Source organism: Streptomyces sp. NPDC052225 (genome assembly GCF_040679615.1).
Taxonomy (GTDB): domain Bacteria; phylum Actinomycetota; class Actinomycetes; order Streptomycetales; family Streptomycetaceae; genus Streptomyces.
The window spans coordinates 353,396-370,861 of sequence record NZ_JBFAVD010000001.1 but is presented as its reverse complement, the minus strand read 5'-3'; the positions used below and the strand labels follow the sequence as shown (position 1 = coordinate 370,861).

Sequence of the window (17,466 nt, the reverse complement as noted above, 5' to 3'; positions counted from 1 at the left end):
CTATGTCCACAGGTGTGCATGAGCGTCCGGGTTTAGGCTCGGGCGCAGGTACGAACGCACGGCTGCGTACCGTCACGCACCACCTCACGCCCCGTCGCAACGTAAGGAACCACTGATGGAGCTCGGTCTCGTCGGCCTCGGCAAGATGGGCGGCAACATGCGCGAGCGCATCCGCCGCGCAGGCCACACCGTCATCGGCTACGACCGCAATCCGGACCTCGCGGACGTCCACAGCCTCGAAGAGCTTGTGGGCAGGCTCAAGGGTCCGCGCGTGGTGTGGGTGATGGTGCCCGCCGGGGCCGCGACCCAGGCCACGGTCGACGAGCTGGCCGAGCTGCTCCAGCCCGGCGACATCGTCGTCGACGGCGGCAACTCGCGCTGGACGGACGACGAGAAGCACGCCGAGGAGCTGGCTGCCAAGGGCATCGGCTTCGTCGACTGCGGCGTCTCCGGCGGCGTGTGGGGCCTGGAGAACGGCTACGCGCTGATGTACGGCGGCTCCGCCGAGGACGTCGCGAAGGTCCAGCCGATCTTCGACGCCCTGAAGCCGGAGGGCGACTTCGGCTCCGTGCACGCGGGCAAGGTCGGCGCCGGGCACTTCGCGAAGATGGTCCACAACGGCATCGAGTACGCGATGATGCAGGCCTACGCCGAGGGCTGGGAGCTCCTGGAGGCCGTGGACTCGGTGACCGACGTCCGCGAGGTCTTCCGCTCCTGGCAGGAGGGCACGGTCATCCGTTCCTGGCTGCTCGACCTGGCGGTCAACGCCCTCGACGAGGACGAGCACCTGGACAAGCTGCGCGGTTACGCACAGGACTCCGGCGAGGGCCGCTGGACTGTGGAGGCCGCCATCGACAACGCCGTACCGCTGCCGGCGATCACCGCGTCGCTCTTCGCGCGCTTCGCCTCGCGGCAGGAGGACTCGCCGCAGATGAAGATGATCGCGGCGCTGCGCAACCAGTTCGGCGGGCACGCCGTCGAGAAGAAGTAGTCCACAGGCTGACGTGGTCCACAGGCTGGCGAGTTCGTGCACAGCTGCTGGGCGAAGTCATCCACAGCTGTAGAAAACCGCTGTTCAGAACGTTGGGGGAGGTCGGCCCACGACCATGCACGTCACGCATCTGTCGCTGGCCGACTTCCGCTCGTACGCCCGGGCCGAGGTCGCTCTCGACCCGGGCGTCACCGCGTTCGTGGGGCCGAACGGGCAGGGCAAGACGAACCTGGTCGAGGCTGTCGGCTACCTCGCCAACCTGGGCAGTCACCGGGTCTCCTCGGACGCCCCCCTGGTCCGTATGGGCGCCGAGCGTGCCGTCATCCGCGCCCAGGTCCGCCAGGGCGAGCGCCAGCAGCTGATCGAGCTGGAGCTGAACCCCGGCAAGGCCAATCGGGCCCGGATCAACAGGTCCTCGCAGGTCAGACCGCGTGACGTCCTGGGGATCGTACGGACCGTGCTGTTCGCTCCCGAGGATCTCGCGCTCGTGAAGGGCGACCCCGGCGAGCGCCGCCGTTTCCTCGACGAGCTGATCACCGCGCGCTCGCCGCGCATGGCCGGCGTGCGCTCCGACTACGACCGTGTCCTGAAGCAGCGCAACACCCTCCTGAAGTCCGCCGCCCTCGCGAGGCGGCACGGCGGGCGCTCCATGGACCTGTCCACGCTCGACGTGTGGGACCAGCACCTCGCGCGCGCGGGCGCCGAGCTGCTCGCTCAGCGGCTCGACCTGATCGCGACGTTGCAGCCGCTGGCCGACAAGGCGTACGAGCAGCTGGCGCCCGGCGGCGGGCCGGTCACGCTGGAGTACAAGCCGTCGTCCCCCGAGATCGTCGGGCACGCGCGCGAGGAGCTCTACGAGCAGGTTCTCGCCGCTCTGGAGAGCGCCCGAAAGAGCGAGATCGAGCGGGGCGTCACCCTCGTGGGGCCGCACCGCGACGAACTGCTGCTCAAGCTCGGCCGGCTGCCCGCCAAGGGATACGCGAGCCATGGCGAGTCCTGGTCGTACGCGCTGGCGCTGCGCCTCGCCTCGTACGACCTGCTGCGGGCCGAGGGGAACGAGCCGGTGCTCGTCCTCGACGACGTCTTCGCCGAGCTCGACGCGCGGCGCAGGGAGCGCCTGGCGGAGCTGGTGGCGCCCGGCGAGCAGGTCCTGGTGACCGCCGCGGTCGACGACGACGTGCCGGAGGTGCTGGCCGGCACCCGGTACGCGGTCTCCGAAGGGACGGTGGAGCGGCTGTGAGCAAGGGCCAGGGCGAAGCATCCGGCGAATCCCGTGAACCGGAGCGGGAACCGCAAGCGCATCCCGAGCATTCAGGTGTCGATCTCGCGCGCGTCGCTCTCAGGGCGGCAAAAGAAGCGGCACGCGCGCGCGGGGCCTCCGCGCAGCAGAAGAAGCAGGCCCGGCGCGGCGGCGGGCTGCGGTCAGGGGCGCGGGCCGACGGGCGCGACCCGATGGGGCTCGGCCCCGCGATCAACCGGCTGATCACCGAGCGCGGCTGGGAGACACCGGCCGCCGTCGGCGGCGTCATGGGCCGCTGGCCGCAGATCGTCGGCGAGGACCTGGCCAAGCACTGCGTCCCGCAGAAGTACGACGAGGACGAGCGCGTCCTGACCGTGGTGTGCGACTCGACGGCCTGGGCCACCCAGCTGCGCCTGCTCGCTCCGCAGCTGGTCGCGCGCCTCAACCAGGACCTCGGTCACGGCACCGTGCGCCTCATCAAGGTGCAGGGACCCGGGGGTCCCCCGCGCCGCTACGGCCCCTTGCGCGCCCCCGGAACCACCGGTCGCGACGACACCTACGGGTGAGCGCGCGCCCCCGGTAGCGGGGGGTTGACACCCCGAAGCGCTGAGTGCCGCTGTGAGCCTCTTGGAGCCCTGCTCCGCATATGGGGAGTCGGGCGAGACCGGTTGAGGGCGGCACATGCGGACTCAGGTACCGCCAAACCCCCATCACTGTCGGCGCTACCGGTAGACTGGAAGCTAATCCCGCCCCACTTGTGGGACGCACCGAGCAACGCTGACTAGGGCCTACCGAAAAAACACGCCGCAGCCGCTCCGGCCACCAACCGGGAGCTTGGCTTGTGCTGTGCCAGAAAGGGCGCTTCGTGGCCGATTCCGGCAACCCCAACGAGAACATCCCGACCACCGACGCTGACGCGCACGCGAACGTAGGGGCGACAGACGCCTCGTACGACGCGAGCGCGATCACCGTCCTCGAAGGGCTGGACGCGGTCCGCAAGCGACCTGGCATGTACATCGGCTCGACCGGTGAGCGTGGCCTGCACCACATGGTGCAGGAGGTCGTGGACAACTCCGTCGACGAGGCCCTCGCCGGTCACGCGGACACGATCGACGTCACGATCCTGCCCGACGGCGGCGTCCGCGTCATCGACAACGGCCGCGGCATCCCCGTCGGCATCATCCCCTCCGAGGGGAAGCCGGCCGTCGAGGTCGTGCTCACCGTCCTGCACGCGGGCGGCAAGTTCGGCGGCGGCGGCTACGCCGTCTCCGGTGGTCTGCACGGCGTCGGTGTCTCCGTCGTGAACGCGCTGTCCACCAAGGTCTCCGTCGAGATCAAGACGGAGGGCCACCGCTGGACGCAGGACTACAAGGCGGGCGTTCCGACCGCGCCGCTGGCGAAGCACGAGGCCACCGAGGAGACCGGCACGTCGGTCACCTTCTGGGCCGACGGCGACATCTTCGAGACCACCGAGTACTCCTTCGAGACGCTGTCGCGGCGCTTCCAGGAGATGGCCTTCCTCAACAAGGGCCTGACGATCAAGCTCACCGACGAGCGCGAGTCGGCCAAGGCCACGGCCGGTGCCGACACCGCCGAGGGCGCTGACGACCACGAAGCGCGCACGGTGACGTACCACTACGAAGGCGGCATCGTCGACTTCGTGAAGTACCTCAACTCCCGCAAGGGCGAGGTCGTCCACCCCACGGTGATCGACATCGAGGCCGAGGACAAGGAGAAGCTCCTTTCCGTCGAGGTCGCGATGCAGTGGAACACCAGTTACAGCGAGGGCGTCTACTCCTTCGCCAACACGATCCACACGCACGAGGGCGGCACCCACGAAGAGGGCTTCCGCGCGGCGCTCACCGGTCTCATCAACCGGTACGCGCGCGACAAGAAGCTGCTGCGCGAGAAGGACGACAACCTCACGGGTGACGACATCCGCGAGGGTCTGACCGCGATCATTTCGGTCAAGCTCGGCGAGCCGCAGTTCGAGGGCCAGACCAAGACCAAGCTGGGCAACACCGAGGCGAAGACCTTCGTCCAGAAGGTCGTGCACGAGCACCTCACGGACTGGCTGGACCGGAACCCGAACGAGGCTTCGGACATCATCCGCAAGTCCATCCAGGCGGCCACCGCGCGCGTGGCGGCCCGCAAGGCGCGCGACCTGACGCGTCGCAAGGGCCTGCTCGAGTCGGCGTCCCTGCCGGGCAAGCTCTCCGACTGCCAGTCGAACGACCCGACCAAGTGCGAGATCTTCATCGTCGAGGGTGACTCCGCCGGCGGCTCGGCCAAGTCCGGCCGGAACCCGCAGTACCAGGCGATCCTCCCGATCCGAGGCAAGATCCTCAACGTCGAGAAGGCGCGGATCGACAAGATCCTGCAGAACCAGGAGATCCAGGCGCTGATCTCCGCGTTCGGCACCGGAGTCCACGAGGACTTCGACATCGAGAAGCTCCGCTATCACAAGATCATCCTGATGGCGGACGCCGACGTCGACGGTCAGCACATCAACACCCTGCTGCTGACCTTCCTGTTCCGCTTCATGCGGCCGCTGGTCGAGGCCGGGCACGTCTTCCTGTCGCGCCCGCCGCTCTACAAGATCAAGTGGGGTCGCGAGGACTTCGAGTACGCGTACTCGGACCGCGAGCGCGACGCCCTGATCGAGCTGGGCAAGCAGGCCGGCAAGCGCATCAAGGACGACTCGGTCCAGCGCTTCAAGGGTCTCGGTGAGATGAACGCCGAGGAGCTGCGCATCACGACCATGGACCAGGAGCACCGCGTCCTCGGCCAGGTCACGCTCGACGACGCCGCCCAGGCCGACGACCTGTTCTCGGTCCTCATGGGTGAGGACGTCGAGGCGCGCCGCTCGTTCATCCAGCGCAACGCCAAGGACGTCCGCTTCCTCGACATCTGAGTCGGTCTCAGCTGACCGCCGCAGAAAGGATCTTCACCAGCAATGGCCGACGAGAACACCCCCAGTACTCCTGGCATCCCTGAAGAGGGCGGCGACATCGCCATGCGGATCGAGCCCGTCGGGCTCGAGACGGAGATGCAGCGCTCGTACCTCGACTACGCGATGTCCGTCATCGTGTCCCGCGCGCTGCCCGACGTACGGGACGGCCTCAAGCCCGTCCACCGCCGCGTCCTGTACGCGATGTACGACGGCGGCTACCGGCCCGAGAAGGGCTTCTACAAGTGCGCCCGCGTCGTCGGCGACGTCATGGGCAACTACCACCCGCACGGCGACTCCTCGATCTACGACGCCCTGGTCCGCCTGGCGCAGCCGTGGTCGATGCGCATGCCGCTGGTGGACTCCAACGGCAACTTCGGCTCTCCGGGCAACGACCCGGCGGCCGCCATGCGCTACACCGAGTGCAAGATGGCGCCGCTGTCGATGGAGATGGTCCGTGACATCGACGAGGAGACCGTCGACTTCACGGACAACTACGACGGCCGCTCCCAGGAGCCGACCGTCCTGCCGGCCCGCTTCCCGAACCTGCTGATCAACGGCTCCGCCGGTATCGCGGTCGGTATGGCCACCAACATCCCGCCGCACAACCTGCGCGAGGTCGCGGCCGGCGCCCAGTGGTACCTGGAGAACCCGGAGGCCTCGCACGAGGAGCTCCTGGACGCCCTTATCGAGCGCATTAAGGGCCCCGATTTCCCGACCGGCGCCCTTGTAGTGGGCCGTAAGGGCATCGAAGAGGCGTACCGCACCGGTCGTGGCTCCATCACGATGCGCGCGGTCGTCGCGGTCGAGGAGATCCAGGGCCGCCAGTGCCTGGTCGTCACGGAACTCCCGTACCAGGTCAACCCGGACAACCTGGCGCAGAAGATCGCCGACCTCGTCAAGGACGGCAAGGTCGGCGGCATCGCCGACGTCCGCGACGAGACCTCGTCGCGCACCGGCCAGCGCCTCGTCATCGTGCTCAAGCGCGACGCCGTCGCCAAGGTCGTCCTGAACAACCTCTACAAGCACACCGACCTTCAGACGAACTTCGGCGCCAACATGCTGGCGCTCGTCGACGGCGTGCCGCGCACCCTCTCCCTGGACGCCTTCATCCGCCACTGGGTGGGTCACCAGGTCGAGGTCATCGTCCGCCGTACGCGGTTCCGGCTGCGCAAGGCCGAGGAGCGCGCCCACATCCTGCGCGGCCTCCTGAAGGCCCTGGACGCCATCGACGAGGTCATCGCGCTCATCCGGCGCAGTGACACCGTGGACGTCGCGCGCGAGGGCCTCATGGGCCTCCTGGAGATCGACGAGATCCAGGCCAACGCGATCCTCGAGATGCAGCTGCGCCGACTGGCCGCCCTGGAGCGCCAGAAGATCGTCGCCGAGCACGACGAACTCCAGGCGAAGATCAACGAGTACAACGCGATCCTGGCCTCCCCCGAGCGCCAGCGGCAGATCATCAGCGAGGAACTCGCGGCGATCGTCGACAAGTTCGGCGAGGACCGCCGCTCCAAGCTGGTGCCCTTCGACGGTGACATGTCCATCGAGGACCTGATCGCCGAAGAGGACATCGTCGTCACCATCACGCGCGGTGGCTACGTCAAGCGCACCAAGACGGTCGACTACCGCTCGCAGAAGCGTGGCGGCAAGGGCGTGCGCGGAGCGAAGCTCAAGGAAGACGACATCGTCGACCACTTCTTCGTCTCCACGACGCACCACTGGCTGCTGTTCTTCACCAACAAGGGCCGCGTCTACCGCGCGAAGGCGTACGAGCTCCCCGACGCCGGCCGCGACGCGCGCGGTCAGCACGTCGCGAACCTGCTGGCCTTCCAGCCGGACGAGTCGATCGCCGAGATCCTCGCCATCCGCGACTACGAAGCGGTGCCGTACCTGGTGCTTGCCACCAAGGCCGGCCTCGTCAAGAAGACGCCTCTGAAGGACTACGACTCGCCGCGCTCCGGCGGTGTCATCGCCATCAACCTGCGGGAGGCGGCGGACGGTTCGGACGACGAGCTGATCGGCGCCGAACTGGTCTCGGCCGAGGACGACCTGCTGCTCATCAGCAAGAAGGCGCAGTCCATCCGGTTCACCGCGACCGACGACGCGCTGCGTCCGATGGGCCGTGCCACGTCCGGTGTGAAGGGCATGAGTTTCCGCGACGGCGACGAACTGCTCTCGATGAATGTCGTCCGGCCCGGTACTTTCGTGTTCACCGCCACCGACGGTGGGTACGCGAAGCGGACCAACGTCGACGAGTACCGCGTCCAGGGTCGCGGTGGCCTCGGCATCAAGGCCGCCAAGATCGTGGAGGACCGCGGAGAGCTCGTCGGCGCTCTGGTGACCGAGGAGACCGACGAGATCCTCGCCATCACGCTGTCCGGCGGTGTGATTCGTACGCGAGTCAACGAGGTCAGGGAGACGGGCCGTGACACCATGGGCGTCCAACTGATCAACCTGGGCAAGCGCGATGCCGTCGTCGGCATCGCACGTAACGCCGAGGCCGGTCGTGAGGCCGAGGAAGTCGACGGCGACGCCGCGGAGGACGCGGAGGGTGTCGTGACCGACGAATCGGTTCAGAACGACACGGCCGCCGGAACGGACGAGGGCGGGCAGTCCTCGGCCGAGTAGCGCGAGGAGTGAACCATCGTGAGCGGAGCCACGGGCGCAGGCTCTACCGGTACATCCACCGGTACGGACACCGAGAGCGGCCGTGGCTCCGCTCACGACGTTCATGACGTCAAAGGCTCGACCGACTCGCACGAGTCTCATGGATCCCAGGGGGGAACTGTGACGGACACCCGAGGTCCGCAGACACAACAGCAGTACGGCGACGGTGGCGGGGCCCTGCCAGGGGAGAGGCAGCAGCCCCAGCAGCAGGCTCAGCCGTACCACCCGCCGCAGGCGTACCAGAACGCGCCGGCGGCGACGGGGGCGGTGCGCAGGCCCCGTACCGGCGCGCGCACCACGCCACGCACCCGCAAGGCCAGGCTCCGCGTGGCCAAGGCGGACCCGTGGTCGGTGATGAAGGTGAGCTTCCTGCTCTCCATCGCCCTCGGCATCTGCACGATCATCGCGGCCGCCGTGCTGTGGATGGTCATGGACGCCATGGGCGTCTTCTCGACGGTCGGCGGCACGATCTCCGAGGCCACGGGCTCGAACGAGTCCAACGGCTTCGACCTTCAGTCGTTCCTGTCGCTGCCGCGCGTGCTGATGTTCACGACGGTCATCGCGGTCATCGACGTCGTCCTCGCGACGGCGCTCGCGACGCTCGGCGCGTTCATCTACAACCTCTCCGCGGGCTTCGTCGGCGGTATCGAGCTCACGCTCGCCGAGGACGAGTAGGCGCGCTTCCCGCACGTGCGCACCGCAGGTGGGCGGGCCAGGACTATCGATTTTGGGACTGGCCGCCTCGTGCGCTAATCTTCAGAGGTCAGCGCGCGGGACACACACCGCAGAGCGCGGCGGGGCTATAGCTCAGTTGGTTAGAGCGCATCCCTGATAAGGATGAGGCCACAGGTTCAAATCCTGTTAGCCCCACAGCGGCTTAACGCCAGGTCAGATGGCCGGTAGATCCCCAGGATCTACCGGCCATCTACATTTGTTGATCTTGTTACCCCGCTACTACCCCGTAACTTGCTGGCCAGAGCGGATGTCACGACGGCGCGCCGTTGATGTCAGAAGCTGAGGTGCCCAGAAGCCGGTCGCTCCGTCTACTCTCTGGGCAGCATCGAGCCCCCTGCCGTTTCCCTCGGCAGGGGGCTCGATGTGTCTCCGGTCGGCTTGCCTCCCGAGCTCGCCGACCGGCGTCTGCGGGTCAGCCCCAGCCGAGGTCTGTCGGGGCGGCGATGACGCTCGGGGTCTCGGCTGCCGGCGCGGGCGCCGGGGCTGGTGCCTCGTCTGCGGATGCTGCGGCGCCGCCACCCAGGAGAGCCGCGAGGGCGAGCACGAGGGATGCGGCTGCGAGTCGGAGTCTGGACATGGGCGGCCCTTTCGACGGTGCGCAGTAATCGAACACGCATCCGGTTGGTTGTGGCAATCGGTACTCTGCCACGTACACCCCGTGATATCCAAGAGGAACGTGCCGCACGTTTATGCACGCGCACGAACCTGCACACCACTGGGGGGAATCCGTGGACCAATTCGGGGCAGCAGAAGCCGACGCCTACCGGCGCATCGCGTACGGCCAGGAGGCCGACGGCCCCGCCGTCGATCACCTCCTGGACCTCGGACTCATCACCCCCCGCCCCGACGACCCGAGCCGCCACATCCCCCGCGACCCCCGCGGCGCCGTGCAACGCCTCCTGACCGGAGCGCTGACAGAACTCGTCGAGACCGTCGGCAAGGTCGAGCGCCTGCCCGACATCGCCAGGCTGTCGTCCCACTTCGACCCCAACCGCTGGCACGGCGGCCCCTCTTCGGAGTTCCTCGTCAGCCGAGACCTGATGAACCAGCGCATCGGCGAAGTCAGCTCCCAGGCCACCGTCGAGGCGTACACCGCACAGCCCGGCGAACCAGCAGACCGCGACCCGCAGATCGTCCGCCTGGGCACGGAACGCGTCCTGGAATCCCTCGACCGCGGCGTCCGCTTCCGCTGCCTCTACAACACGGCCGCAGTCCTGCACGCCCAGACCGGCGAGCACATCCGCACCATCGCCAAGGCCGGCGCCGAAGTCCGAGCCATGCCCGGCGAGTTTCCCCGCCTCATGCTCATCGACCAGCGGCACCTCTTCGTCGACAACTGCCTCGACGAGAACGACGAACCCGACAGCGGGGTACACATCAGCGACCTCGGCTCCGTCGCCTGGGCCCGCATGGTCTACCTCCTCTTCTGGGACCGGGCCACCCCCTGGCAGGACGTCGTCGAGCGCGAGGGCGAGGACATCGTCACCGCCCGTCAACGGGACATCCTCGACGCCCTGTACTACGGCGCCTCGCAGGACCAGGTCGGCCCGCGCCTCGGATACGCCCGGCGCACCGTCGCAAAGGAACTGGCCGTACTGCGTGAAGCCCACGGCGGCGTGACCATGTACCAGCTCATGGCGTGGTGGGGACGGAAGCGCGCGAGCGAGGACGCGGCGTGAACGTCATGTCGATGTCCTGTGCACAGAACCTGGAGTACCTGTGGACCGGGGACGGTCTCGCTACTCTCGGTGTGGGGAGACGGACGCATCCCCTCCGTCCGTCTGACGCACAGCCCCAAGCAAGCCCGGCCGGGATGCTCGGGAGGCTCCCGGCCGGAAGGGCGCTCCCCGCCGACTGACTCGGCGGGGAGCGTCTGGGCACACAGTAAGGCGCCCTGCCCTTCATACGAAGGGCAGGGCGCTTGCGCTCAGCCAGATTTGCCGAGCGCCTTGCGGAGACAGCGGACGCACATCACACTGCCCCCGCGTTCACCGGCCGCAGGGCCGCCAGGATCTGGGGCTAGCTCGGCGCGGTGGTCCTAACTCAGCCTCTCCGGGCAACTCATTCCAGGGCGGGGACAGGCGATCAGGGCGCGCGACACGTACATGCGCGATCCGGTGTAGTAGCCGAACACCACGTCGTTGCCGGCGGTTTGCCGCAGCGTCGCGCGAGCGCGATCGAGTCGGTCGTCTACGGGAAACGACTTCGCGTCCACGGGGGGTGCTAGGTCGAGCTGGATCTTCAGCCAGCTCATGGCCTCTTCCACCTCGGTGAAGGTGCCCTCGATGTGGTCGCGGGGTCTGGTCAACCAGTCCTTGATCTCGATGGGCGGGTAGGAGGCGGGGACTGCTCCGCGACGGATTTGACCGTCCGTGTAGGTGCTGCCGCCGTAGGTGTAGGCGTGCCAATGGGGGTCGGGCACTCGGGCTCCCGGAGGGTGAGAGGGGGGCAAGAAGCTAGCGGGAGGGACTGACAACGGCGGCGTCGCGCGATGCGGCCGTGGCCAGCTCCGATATCTCCTTCGCGTCCATGAGTAGGAGCGCACCGATGAGGTACTCGCGGACGAACGCGACCGCGTCCTGTGGCGCCGCGCCGAGGTGCCCGAGGGGGAAGCCCTCCCGCAGGGCGGGGTCGACGAGGGCCTGGTCGAGGAGCTCGCGGGTCACCAGGTCTGCGAGCCAGTGGAGGGTCCGTTCCTTCAGTGCGAAAGTCAGGTGCAGGGACGGCTCATCACCTGCGGTGTAGGGCGAGTGGATGTATCCGCGCGGCAGCCAGAAGACGTCACCGGGAGCGAGCGTGAACTCCTGGGTCGGCGGGGTGTTGGCCAGGAACTTCCGCTCGTCGTCGGTGAAACCGCGGCCGAGGAAGTTGCCGAATTCGGGCAGCGGGTTGGGGACGATCGGTTCGTGAAGAGGCCACGTCTTGCGCCCGGCGAGCTGCACGATGAGCGTCACGTAGGGGTCGTAGTGGTACTTCAGCCCCTGGTTGCCGGGCGGGGTGAGGTAGGCGTTCACGTGGACACGGCATCCGGTGTCGCTCTGCATCTCGTGCTGGAGGCGGGAGAGGGTCGGCTTGACGGCCTGGAGCTGGCGAAGTGAGACCGTGCCGCCGTCGTTGAGGTGCTGGCGTACGGCGCCGCGGCGGGGCATGTCGCCGTCGATGTAGGTGTATCGCTCCATGACCTTGCCGTCCTTGATGAGGACGACGTTCTGCGCGGCGACACACTCGGTGTCGATCAGCTCGTCGACTTCGGCGAGGGTCAGCAGGTGGTGGAAGTTCTCGGGCGGGTGGGAGAAGAGCAATGGCTCGCTCGGCCAAGGCGTCAGAGTCTGGTGAGGGCTGGGGATCAGGTCGGCGAGAGGCATCCGGGCTCCTGGCGGTGACGAACGGGAGGAGGGCACGGGCGCCCGGTGAGGGGCGCCCGTGGTGGAACGTCAGGCCGTGGTGTCCGTGAGCTGCTCCAGCCAGCCGCGAGCGAATGAGGTGATCTCCGACGCGGTCATGCGGAGTTCGCGGTTCTTGCCCTCGGGCTTGGTGTCGCCGAGCGCGTAGCCGCCGCCCGCCAGCTGGGCGATCGTGATGCAGTCCTCCATGTTTCCGTCGTTGTCCTGGCCGCCCCCGCACAGCGCCGCGAACGGACCGTCCACCGCGCGCTCGTACAGGTTGGTCGTAGCCTGCTGAGGTTCGGGCATGGCACTCTCCTCGGGTAGTAGGGACCGCTCCCCGAGTGCCGAATGCCTACGGAGTGCTCGGGGAGCGGGACTTGCGACCCGCCGCGCGTCGCGTAGATGCAGGCAACGCGACGCGCGGCGGGGGCTCAGTGGGGGCAGCGAACGGCCGGGTACCGCTGCGAGGGCGGAGGCGTCCGGTCGCACTGCTGGTGGAGTTCGATCACCGCTCCGGGACCCGACGAGCTGAAGACATCGCGGGTCTCAGACGGTTGCCCCCGGACGATCGGCTGCTGGCAGCGCCAGCACACGCGGCGGTATTCGCTCATCCGCGCCGTCCTTGGCGAAGCACCCGGCGGAGCTCTGCCGAGGAACGGCAAAGGGATCCGTCGTCCACGCACTGCTCGCAGGAGCCGGCGTGGCTGAGGAGCTGCTCGTACACCGAGCGCGCAGTGCACGGCGGACAAGCACGCGGAAACCACCGGCGGCCGGTCTCGTCCTTGCGCTCGCCGAGGTCGACGCTCCGCCTGGTCATCATCAGCGGAGAGCCGCACCAGACGCAGCTGCGCCCGCACTGCTGGGCCTCGGTCAGATCGCTTGTCGGCGGCGTCAGTATCGGGACGGTCTCGACGACCGCGACCCGTGACGAAGTTCTCGGGCCTGCTGGTGGGGATGGCTTCTCGACGCTCACGGTCCGCGCCCCCTCAATCGGTGACTGTCGTCTCAGGCCACCAAGGGTTCCGAGCCGTGAGGACATCGGCCATGGGCTGCGGATATCACCTGCAACTCACCGACAGCGGAGGGGAATCACGTGGGTATCACCTCCTCGGACACCGTTCCCCGGCAGGATGTCGGAGGGATAGTCAGGGTGCTGACCGGCTGCCCTCGGCCAGGTCGTGCCGGACGCGAGGAGGGAGCCGCCATGACGCAGCTGGAAGAGCCTCGGAACCTGCTCCATGCCCTCGTCCTGGCACGCTCTCTGACGTACGCGGAGGGGGCGAAGGAGTTCCGCCGCGTCGGTCGGCAGATCGCCGATGAACTGGGCGACGACATGTACCGCACCGCGGACGTGTCCGAGCCGACGTGGCGCCGGTGGACGAGTGGGCAACAGCGCCGCCCGCCGAACCCGCCGGCCCCCCGGATCCTGGAGCGCATGTTCAGCCGTCCCGTGCTGGAGCTACTGGGCCCGGCCAGGCAGGCAGCGGTCAACCTGCAACCCGCGCTCAACGAAAGCGACATTGCTATGACTGCTCGTGACGCTGCTGCCCATGCCGGGCATGCTGCCTCTGCCCATCTCCCTGAGATGACGCTGGATCAAGTCGAGGACGACGTGCGCGCCCTGGCGGTGGACTACGAGACGACCGACCCAGGAGCCGCGTTCCGTCGGACCGAGGACCTGCTGCTCGACGTACAGAACAAGCTGGATCGAACCCAGCGACCGCGCCAGCAGGAGAGGCTGTATCTCGCGGCAGGGCAGGCGAGCGCGCTGCTGTCTGTGGCGTCGTTCGATCTGGCCATGCTCGGACCGGCCGTCCAGTTCGCACGCACGTCGGCGATGTACGGGCAGACCATCGAGCACGGCCCTCTCCAGGCATACGCACACGGCGTGTTGGCGTACCTGGCCTATTGGGACGCGCGGCCAATGGCAGCGCTGCGGAACGTTCAGATCGCAAAGTCGTTCACGGGAGTTGGCGACATGGGGCGAGTCCGCCTCGCGGCGATCGAAGCCCGCGCCCACGCCCATCTGGGCCAGCAACGGGAAGCCGAGCGAGCCATCCAGGCCGCTCTTGCCCCGGGTGCTGAGCTAAGTGACGACCTGCACGACGCTGTGGGCGGTGAGTTCGCCTTTGGTCCGGCGCGCGCGGCGATGAGCCATGCCACCACGTACCTGGTGCTCGGCGACTCGCAGCATGCTGAAGCGTCAGCCATCCACGCGCTGAGGCTCCTGGAGGACGACGCGCACGCCGATCGCCCCGTTCAGATGCAGGTGACCGTCGACCTGGCCCGAGCACGGCTGTTGCGCGGCGAGCTCGATGGCGCCGACGAGGCGCTCGCGGCCGTGCTCACTACCGCAGTGGAGTGGCGCACCATTGGCCTCGTCGACCGCGTCGCCCAGCTGCGCGCTCAGCTCACTCGGCCGGAAGTGGCGACCGCGACGCTGGCGCGCTCGTTGGGCGAGCAGATCGAGGACTTCGTGGCACGTGCCGCGGCACGCCCGCTGCCCGGCAGCCGACTCGCGATAGAGGGAAACTAGTCCGGCGCCGCGGCCAGGATCTCCGCTTCCTTCGTCGGGGCGATCCCATGGTCGTCCCAACGAGGGTGCGCTACCGGTCCCTCCCCTGCCTCAAGCCACGCCCACGTGTCCGCCACGGTGTCGGCGAGCGGGCGGCACACGAGGCCGGCCGCCCGAGCGCGGTGCGTCTCAACGGCCCACGTACCCGGCGCGGTGCGCCACAGCGGGAGCTCAGTCCACTCGCGTACGCCGTGCTCCGTCAGGACGTCGTCGCTCGCCCAGACGAGGTGCCCGCGGTTCCCGGTGACGCGGAGGCACGCGCCGAGGAGGTCGCCCATCGTGTCCCGGCCACGGGGCGCAGCAAGGTTGAACTCGCCGGCCGGGGCATCGAGGGCGAACGCGGCGACGTCGCGGACGTCGATGGGCTGGACCGCCGCTTGGGGATGGCCGGGTGCCAGGACAGGCCCGCCTCGTTCGGCTCGGCGCAGCCACCAGGGGAGCCGGCCGACGTACTCGCCGGGGCCGAGGATCACCCCGGGGCGCAGGATGGTGGCGCGCTCCTTGAAGGCGCTGCGCACGGCGTTCTCGCATCCGGCCTTCTGCATGCCGTAGTGGACGGTTGTGCCGTGTTCGATGCCGAAGTCGCGCTGTGCATCCGGAGGCGCTTGGTAGGTCTCACTTGCCTCCGTGAGCGGCTCGTTCGGCCACCCCGTGTAGGCGTTGACCGTGGACACGTAGACGTACCGGGCCGCCACGGCGGCGAGTGCGTGGGCACCGTCGAGAACCTGCTTCGGCGCCATCTCGGACGCTGAGGTGTCGACGACGAGATCCCACGGCCCATGTTCCGCCAACTGTCTGAGATCCGAGGGGCTGGTGCGATCTCCGTGCACCGCCTGCACGTCGGGGAGGTCGGGGGCACTGCGGCCCCGGTTGAAGGTGGTCACGTGCCAGCTTCGGGACTGAGCAGCGGTTGCGACGGCCTTTCCGAGAAACCACGTACCGCCAAGGATGAGGATGCGCATGGTGCTGATCCTCGCGTTCAGCGTGAGTAGTGACCAGAGTGCGCTGTGAGTACGGCAGTGGCTGAAGGGCTGAGGTTCGCGAAGCCCTTGCGGGACGCCAGCAACGGCCTGATGATCTGCTGAAGAGTTCGACAGGGAGGGGGCGGCCATGGCCGCGAAGCGAGACGTCCAGATGGTGGTGGCATCCGACAGCGGGTGGCTGCGGCGTGCCGACGACACGTCGTGGGCTGTACCGGGCGACCCGGGTTGGGGCATAGCGCGCTCCGACTCCGGAGTTTGATCCCGGACATGACGAAGCGCCCCCTCCCGCCCGAAGGGCGGGAGGGGGCGAAGTGTTCACCGGGCCATGGCCTCGTAGATCGCGAGGCCGAGGGCTACGACGCTGACGAGTGCAGCCAGCGAGGGCAGAGGCCAGCGCCCGCGCTCGAGCGCGGCAAGCCGCTGTGTCAGCTCGGCGATGTCCTTCTCCGTCTGATCGGTCCGCTGTAAGGCGACGTCCAGGCGGCCGTTGATCGTGGCGAACCCTGTATCGACGGCGCCCCGGAGCCGCTCCAGTTCGACCGCTACCTGGGTCGACTCCGGCGGGGTCACTCGGTCTTCACCGACTCCGTCAGGCCGGGCCCGTTCGGTGTCGCCAGGGCCGTCAGTACGGTGAGCACCGCGGCGCCGCCGGCGAGCGCCAGGCCTTCCGTCCATCGGGCTTCAACGAGGCCGAGCTGGTCCAGGCCGAGCGAGCCGATCAGGACCTGGGCGCCGGTCCGTACGGCACGTTCGGCGGTGGCCTTCCAGAAAGCGAGGGTGAGCATGGGGAGTTACTCCTTCACGTCGAAGCCGTGCTTCGCCCCGAGGCGGGCGAGCGTGGTCTTGCCGGGGATTCCGTCGGCGGCCGCGCCGGAGTAGCCGCAGCGGCGCTGCCACGCGGCGTACGCGGTGGTCGTCGTCGTGCCGTAGTGCCCGTCGCTGAGGGTCTTCGCGAGCAGGCCCTCGTCGACCAGCGCGGCCTCGACCGTGCGGACACCCGCGTACGTCACCGGCTGGCCCTTGGCCTTCGGATTTGACCGGGCCGCGGCGACCAGCTGCGAGAGGTCCACGACCGGCCGCGACGGCGTAGGCCGCGGCGCGGGTGACGGCGTCTGCCCGAGCCGCTTCGCGATGCGGGCCTCGACGTCCTCCCAGTCGAGGCCGGGCCCGCGCGGATCGACCTTGCCGGGCTGCCAGTCCAGGTGACGGATCACGCTGCGGGCTGACCATCCGTGGCGGCGGCAGAGTGCGGCGCCCACGCGTACGATCGCCTCGACCTGAACGGCGGGCCACGGGTCGCGGCCGTCGCCGAGGTTCTCGCACTCGAAGCCGTAGAAGCGGCTGTTGCCGTCGGTGTTGGCCTCGTTGTCGGTGGGCAGCGCGGTCTCGGCGATGACGGCCTGGAGGACGTCGTCGTCGCCGAGGCCGGCGTGGTTCGCGCGGCCGTAGCCGACGAGGTGCACGCGTCCGTCCTTCGTGACGACGCCGTGGCACAGCGGGCCCGGCAGGTCCGTGTGGCCGTCGCGGCAGATGGCCACGGTGCGGGCGCTGCCGGACGTCACGGTGTGGTGGATCATCACGCCGTGCACCGGGCCCCACGCGCCCTTGTGGTTGCGGTTGTGGTGCTGCCAGTCGCCGACCTCGACGACGACCAGGCCCTCGTCGCGGAGGGCGTCGAGGAAGCTGCTCGCGGAGAGAGGCGGCGCCATCAGCTCTTCACCCCCGAGGCGAGGGCAGCGACGACCGCCCAGTTCTTCGCATCGAAGAGGTGACCGAGCGCGGTCGTGAGCTCCGGCCCCGACAGCGTCTCCGCCAGCTGGTGCGCGAGGTCGTGGAACGGCCGGCTCACCTCCTGGAGGTGCGGCGGGAGATGGTCGTAGCCGAAGTGCCGGAGCACCGCCTGGGTGGCGGGATGGATCTCTGCTGCCATGAGGTC

18 protein-coding genes and 1 tRNA gene are annotated in these 17,466 nt (G+C 68.7%); 10 read left to right on the top strand and 9 right to left on the bottom strand.

All coding sequences use genetic code 11. The features are described from left to right. The first annotated feature begins 115 nt into the window (after positions 1–115). The 7 genes from gnd to AB0L37_RS01835 all read left to right on the top strand — a co-directional run bounded on the left by gnd (position 116) and on the right by AB0L37_RS01835 (position 8,721). Positions 116–991: a phosphogluconate dehydrogenase (NAD(+)-dependent, decarboxylating) gene (gene gnd / locus AB0L37_RS01865; protein ID WP_365498513.1), complete on the top strand. Its 876-nt coding sequence runs from the start codon at positions 116–118 to the stop codon at positions 989–991. A 115-nt stretch (positions 992–1,106) separates the two neighbouring features. Next, entirely contained in the window at positions 1,107–2,231 is a 1,125-nt protein-coding gene (recF, locus tag AB0L37_RS01860; RefSeq protein WP_365498510.1) for a DNA replication/repair protein RecF, read from the top strand. Further along, entirely contained in the window at positions 2,228–2,797 is a 570-nt protein-coding gene (locus AB0L37_RS01855) for a DciA family protein (protein WP_365498507.1), read from the top strand. Before recF ends, AB0L37_RS01855 begins: the two co-directional genes overlap by 4 nt. 275 nt (positions 2,798–3,072) lie before the next feature. Further along, on the top strand, positions 3,073–5,145 hold the full coding sequence (gyrB, locus tag AB0L37_RS01850) for a DNA topoisomerase (ATP-hydrolyzing) subunit B (RefSeq protein ID WP_365498504.1): 2,073 nt from the start codon (positions 3,073–3,075) through the stop codon (positions 5,143–5,145). 42 nt (positions 5,146–5,187) lie between these two features. Next, on the top strand, positions 5,188–7,812 hold the full coding sequence (gene gyrA / locus AB0L37_RS01845; protein ID WP_365498501.1) for a DNA gyrase subunit A: 2,625 nt from the start codon (positions 5,188–5,190) through the stop codon (positions 7,810–7,812). An 18-nt stretch (positions 7,813–7,830) separates the two neighbouring features. Then, a complete protein-coding gene (locus AB0L37_RS01840; RefSeq protein ID WP_365498498.1) occupies positions 7,831–8,526 on the top strand; it encodes a DUF3566 domain-containing protein in 696 nt (231 codons plus the stop codon). A gap of 121 nt (positions 8,527–8,647) precedes the next feature. Then, positions 8,648–8,721 (top strand) — tRNA-Ile (locus tag AB0L37_RS01835). Between the two features lie 277 nt (positions 8,722–8,998). Here AB0L37_RS01835 and AB0L37_RS01830 read toward each other — a convergent pair. Continuing rightward, entirely contained in the window at positions 8,999–9,163 is a 165-nt protein-coding gene (locus tag AB0L37_RS01830; RefSeq protein WP_365498495.1) for a hypothetical protein, read from the bottom strand. Between the two features lie 151 nt (positions 9,164–9,314). Between AB0L37_RS01830 and AB0L37_RS01825 the strand changes: the two genes are divergently transcribed. Further along, a complete protein-coding gene (locus tag AB0L37_RS01825) occupies positions 9,315–10,265 on the top strand; it encodes a hypothetical protein (RefSeq protein ID WP_365498492.1) in 951 nt (316 codons plus the stop codon). 359 nt (positions 10,266–10,624) lie between these two features. Here the strand turns inward: AB0L37_RS01825 and AB0L37_RS01820 are convergent, their stop codons facing one another. The 3 genes from AB0L37_RS01820 to AB0L37_RS01810 form a co-directional block, all read right to left on the bottom strand. Beyond that, on the bottom strand, positions 10,625–11,008 hold the full coding sequence (locus tag AB0L37_RS01820; RefSeq protein ID WP_365498489.1) for a hypothetical protein: 384 nt from the start codon (positions 11,006–11,008) through the stop codon (positions 10,625–10,627). Between the two features lie 34 nt (positions 11,009–11,042). Continuing rightward, the gene (locus AB0L37_RS01815) at positions 11,043–11,951 is read right to left on the bottom strand and encodes a cupin domain-containing protein (protein ID WP_365498486.1); all 909 of its coding nucleotides are present in this window, start codon (positions 11,949–11,951) and stop codon (positions 11,043–11,045) included. Positions 11,952–12,020: 69 nt separating this feature from the next. Beyond that, positions 12,021–12,278, bottom strand: a complete 258-nt coding sequence (locus AB0L37_RS01810; RefSeq protein ID WP_365498483.1) for a DUF397 domain-containing protein — start codon at positions 12,276–12,278, stop codon at positions 12,021–12,023. Between the two features lie 898 nt (positions 12,279–13,176). On the opposite strand from AB0L37_RS01810, the gene AB0L37_RS01805 reads away from it, so the two are divergent. Further along, on the top strand, positions 13,177–14,508 hold the full coding sequence (locus AB0L37_RS01805) for a hypothetical protein (protein ID WP_365498480.1): 1,332 nt from the start codon (positions 13,177–13,179) through the stop codon (positions 14,506–14,508). Here AB0L37_RS01805 and AB0L37_RS01800 read toward each other — a convergent pair. Further along, the gene (locus AB0L37_RS01800) at positions 14,505–15,509 is read right to left on the bottom strand and encodes an NAD-dependent epimerase/dehydratase family protein (protein ID WP_365499175.1); all 1,005 of its coding nucleotides are present in this window, start codon (positions 15,507–15,509) and stop codon (positions 14,505–14,507) included. The genes AB0L37_RS01805 and AB0L37_RS01800 overlap by 4 nt on opposite strands. Positions 15,510–15,657: 148 nt before the next feature. On the opposite strand from AB0L37_RS01800, the gene AB0L37_RS01795 reads away from it, so the two are divergent. Further along, on the top strand, positions 15,658–15,789 hold the full coding sequence (locus AB0L37_RS01795) for a hypothetical protein (RefSeq protein WP_365499208.1): 132 nt from the start codon (positions 15,658–15,660) through the stop codon (positions 15,787–15,789). Positions 15,790–15,845: 56 nt separating this feature from the next. Here AB0L37_RS01795 and AB0L37_RS01790 read toward each other — a convergent pair whose 3' ends face one another. Genes AB0L37_RS01790 through AB0L37_RS01775 form a run of 4 tightly spaced genes read right to left on the bottom strand, consistent with a single transcriptional unit; the run spans position 15,846 to position 17,460 of the window. After that, the gene (locus tag AB0L37_RS01790; protein WP_365498477.1) at positions 15,846–16,100 is read right to left on the bottom strand and encodes a hypothetical protein; all 255 of its coding nucleotides are present in this window, start codon (positions 16,098–16,100) and stop codon (positions 15,846–15,848) included. After that, on the bottom strand, positions 16,097–16,315 hold the full coding sequence (locus AB0L37_RS01785) for a holin (RefSeq protein WP_365498474.1): 219 nt from the start codon (positions 16,313–16,315) through the stop codon (positions 16,097–16,099). Before AB0L37_RS01785 ends, AB0L37_RS01790 begins: the two co-directional genes overlap by 4 nt. A gap of 6 nt (positions 16,316–16,321) precedes the next feature. After that, complete coding sequence (locus tag AB0L37_RS01780) at positions 16,322–17,239, bottom strand: N-acetylmuramoyl-L-alanine amidase (RefSeq protein WP_365498471.1); 918 nt, start codon at positions 17,237–17,239, stop codon at positions 16,322–16,324. Continuing rightward, positions 17,239–17,460, bottom strand: coding sequence for a hypothetical protein (locus AB0L37_RS01775; protein WP_365498468.1), 222 nt, complete (start codon positions 17,458–17,460; stop codon positions 17,239–17,241). The genes AB0L37_RS01780 and AB0L37_RS01775 overlap by 1 nt, the downstream gene beginning before the upstream one ends. Between the last annotated feature and the right edge of the window lie 6 nt (positions 17,461–17,466).

Excerpts from the sequence above, each read along its gene's own strand:
- AB0L37_RS01830 (WP_365498495.1), bottom strand. The coding sequence starts at position 9,163 with ATGTCCAGACTCCGACTCGCAGCCGCATCCCTCGTGCTCGCCCTCGCG.
- AB0L37_RS01815 (WP_365498486.1), bottom strand. The coding sequence starts at position 11,951 with ATGCCTCTCGCCGACCTGATCCCCAGCCCTCACCAGACTCTGACGCCT.
- AB0L37_RS01780 (WP_365498471.1), bottom strand. The coding sequence starts at position 17,239 with ATGGCGCCGCCTCTCTCCGCGAGCAGCTTCCTCGACGCCCTCCGCGAC.
- AB0L37_RS01800 (WP_365499175.1), bottom strand. The coding sequence starts at position 15,509 with ATGCGCATCCTCATCCTTGGCGGTACGTGGTTTCTCGGAAAGGCCGTC.
- AB0L37_RS01810 (WP_365498483.1), bottom strand. The coding sequence starts at position 12,278 with ATGCCCGAACCTCAGCAGGCTACGACCAACCTGTACGAGCGCGCGGTG.
- AB0L37_RS01805 (WP_365498480.1), top strand. The coding sequence starts at position 13,177 with ATGACGCAGCTGGAAGAGCCTCGGAACCTGCTCCATGCCCTCGTCCTG.
- gyrA (WP_365498501.1), top strand. The coding sequence starts at position 5,188 with ATGGCCGACGAGAACACCCCCAGTACTCCTGGCATCCCTGAAGAGGGC.
- AB0L37_RS01795 (WP_365499208.1), top strand. The coding sequence starts at position 15,658 with ATGGCCGCGAAGCGAGACGTCCAGATGGTGGTGGCATCCGACAGCGGG.
- AB0L37_RS01785 (WP_365498474.1), bottom strand. The coding sequence starts at position 16,315 with ATGCTCACCCTCGCTTTCTGGAAGGCCACCGCCGAACGTGCCGTACGG.
- recF (WP_365498510.1), top strand. The coding sequence starts at position 1,107 with ATGCACGTCACGCATCTGTCGCTGGCCGACTTCCGCTCGTACGCCCGG.
- AB0L37_RS01775 (WP_365498468.1), bottom strand. The coding sequence starts at position 17,460 with ATGGCAGCAGAGATCCATCCCGCCACCCAGGCGGTGCTCCGGCACTTC.
- gnd (WP_365498513.1), top strand. The coding sequence starts at position 116 with ATGGAGCTCGGTCTCGTCGGCCTCGGCAAGATGGGCGGCAACATGCGC.